The organism is Alistipes sp. AM16-43 (assembly GCF_003435745.1).
Taxonomy (GTDB): domain Bacteria; phylum Bacteroidota; class Bacteroidia; order Bacteroidales; family Rikenellaceae; genus Alistipes; species Alistipes onderdonkii.
In genome coordinates this window covers 1-2,496 of the sequence record NZ_QTUQ01000020.1, presented here as the reverse complement: position 1 = coordinate 2,496, position 2,496 = coordinate 1, and the positions used below count along the sequence as shown (strand labels likewise).

Genomic DNA, 2,496 nt, shown 5'->3' with positions numbered 1-2,496 from the left:
CGTAGGCTAAGAACCCGGTGCCTTGCCGTATTTCTACGGTAGGTTTCCAAGAACTCGCCTCCGAACCGTGCTTGCACCTCTCGGCGCACACGGCTCTCCACTAACATATTCAGTCTATTATCCCGTGATGTATCTTGTTGTGACAGGGAATACATACAGCTAACGTCTTTCTCTGACGTCCAATCATTTGGATTTTCCATGGCTCTTTGCCTTTTAAGTCTTTGAGTCTTTTGACGTGGTGTATTTCAATGTTTTCCGTTGCGCCACACAATTCACACTTACCCGCTTTTAACCTTTGTATAAGGCTTGATACAGTGGTATTGAAAATCGTGTTGGCTACATAATCACAACTCGCGTCCATCGCGGTTGTTTTACGCTTAAAGCTCCCGTTGAAGAATACCCGCATCTTCTTTCCTCCTTTCTTGTCCTCATAGAAAACCGCAAAATCTTTGTGATGTCGATACTTTGCGATAATCTTTCGGGCTGTCGTACTGTACTTTCGTGCAAAAGTCTTATACAGACTGTATTGCATGATGTACTTGAAAGAATTCAGGTGTGAACTGTTATTTGCGATAGAAAAATAGTTTGCAAAACCTCGGATTTCTCTGTTATAGGCATCCAGTATTTCGAGGTCGTCCAGATGTAGCAACTTTGTCCGGCTTGTGGGTTTCCATTTCGCTTTACCCTCGAATTGATGAATTTCCATCGCCTCGTAGTAGAGAAGTTTATCCCGCATTGTGGACATTGGCACTTCCAACACTACCTTTTTGCCGTAAGCCTTAATAAGTACTCCCGATTTCTCGCCTCTTAACGTCTTATCCGTGAATGGTCGGACATAGATTTCATAGCCGAGGAATTTTGCCTTTCTATTGCCGTGCGTGATCAAGGTCTTTTCTTCGGAGAGCGTCAATTTCAGTTTCTCGCCGAGGAAATTCTTAATATCCTCTTTGATGGCCTCACAGTCCGATTTACTGCCAATCACTCCGATAATAAAATCATCGGCATACCTCACATACTTAATCCGTCTATATCCCTCGTCCATTTCATCGACAGAGGGTAAGTGCATCCTGTTTTTCTGATGTTGCTTAATCGCGTCAATCAGTTCCTTCCGAGTATCTTTATCCTTGGTTTGCTTCAGCTTTGTGCCGAGCCACCAAATTTTCCTGGAATACCGTTTGTACTCAAGGTTCATTGCCCGTCTGTCGCCTCTATCGAATTGACAGGCATACTCTTTCATGTACTTATCCAGCTTGTCGAGATAGATATTAGCCAGTATCGGGCTAATGATGCCACCTTGCGGTGTTCCGCTGTATGTTCTATGAAATGTCCAATCTTCGATGTAGCCAGCTTTCAAAAATTTCCACATTAGCCGGATAAAGCGGTCGTCTGCGATACGTTCTTTCAAGATTCCGATAAGTACATCATGGTTGATGTTATCGAAGAATCCCTCAATGTCGCCCTCGATAAACCACTTGGCCGCAGTAAAATTCTTCTGCACCTGTATCAGTGCGGTGTGGCAGCTGCGTTTGGGTCGGAAGCCGTGCGAGGTGTTCTCAAAACTACCTTCATAAATTGCTTCCAACAGCATTCGCAATACCTCCTGCACTAATTTGTCGTCGATAGACGGTATGCCGAGAGGTCGCATGTTCCCGTTTTTCTTCGGGATGTACGTCCTTCTTGCCGGTTTTGGTTGGTACGACTCATCTTTGAGCGCATCAATCAAATTTTCAATCCGTTTCAGGCTCATTCCGTCGATAGTTTTACCGTCGGAACCTTCCGTCATATTTCCCTGCCTACCTTGTATATTATGGTAGGCGAGGAGAAACATTTCCGAATTGAATAGAACCCTGTAGAGCCGTTCAAACTTGTAGCTCGAAACTTTGCTGTGCTCTGACAGACTGTTTAATACTCTCTCTGGATTTCTCATAATGTCTCACACATTATCCGTTAATTTGTATTAAAAATGTTAGCTGCCACCCTTCGCCATGTACGAGGCTTTCCCTCGCTCGGACTACTACGGTGGCTCCGTTGCCATACCGGATTTTCATAGGTCTGAAACCTAATAGCCTTTCGGCATTCCGGGTTAGGCAATCCACGTTTAATTCTTCGGCAACATAGCTTTGATAGATTGTCGGATACGACTTTCGCCCGTTTCTGCTTATCGCAGTTGTGCTGTAACCTGTTCTGCACCCAACCCTCCAAGGTCGAATCGAGTGTGTTACAGTATGGCGTCTGTAGTTACCTTCCGCCACAGTTTCGAGTTGTGCCACTTGGACTATCGTTCAATCAATCCAGACTTTATCCTCGTATCTATCTTTCATCTCCTGATTCAGTCGCATACTTGGTAACTGTATGACTTATCAGTTTATCGGCAGGCTATACTCCCCGTCCGGTTTCCCTTTCGGATAAGCCGATCGATGATAGGCTATCGAACACTTGCCTAACGTCTTGCTATCGACGCATTTGCCAAAGAACCATTACGTGCGCGCCCTGAAA

Annotated in this window: 1 protein-coding gene; it reads right to left on the bottom strand. The window is 45.0% G+C overall.

What is annotated here, in order from left to right:
• Nucleotides 1-109: 109 nt before the first annotated feature.
• On the bottom strand, nt 110-1,927 hold the full coding sequence (ltrA, locus tag DW189_RS14160) for a group II intron reverse transcriptase/maturase (RefSeq protein ID WP_014774764.1): 1,818 nt from the start codon (nt 1,925-1,927) through the stop codon (nt 110-112).
• Between the last annotated feature and the right edge of the window lie 569 nt (nt 1,928-2,496).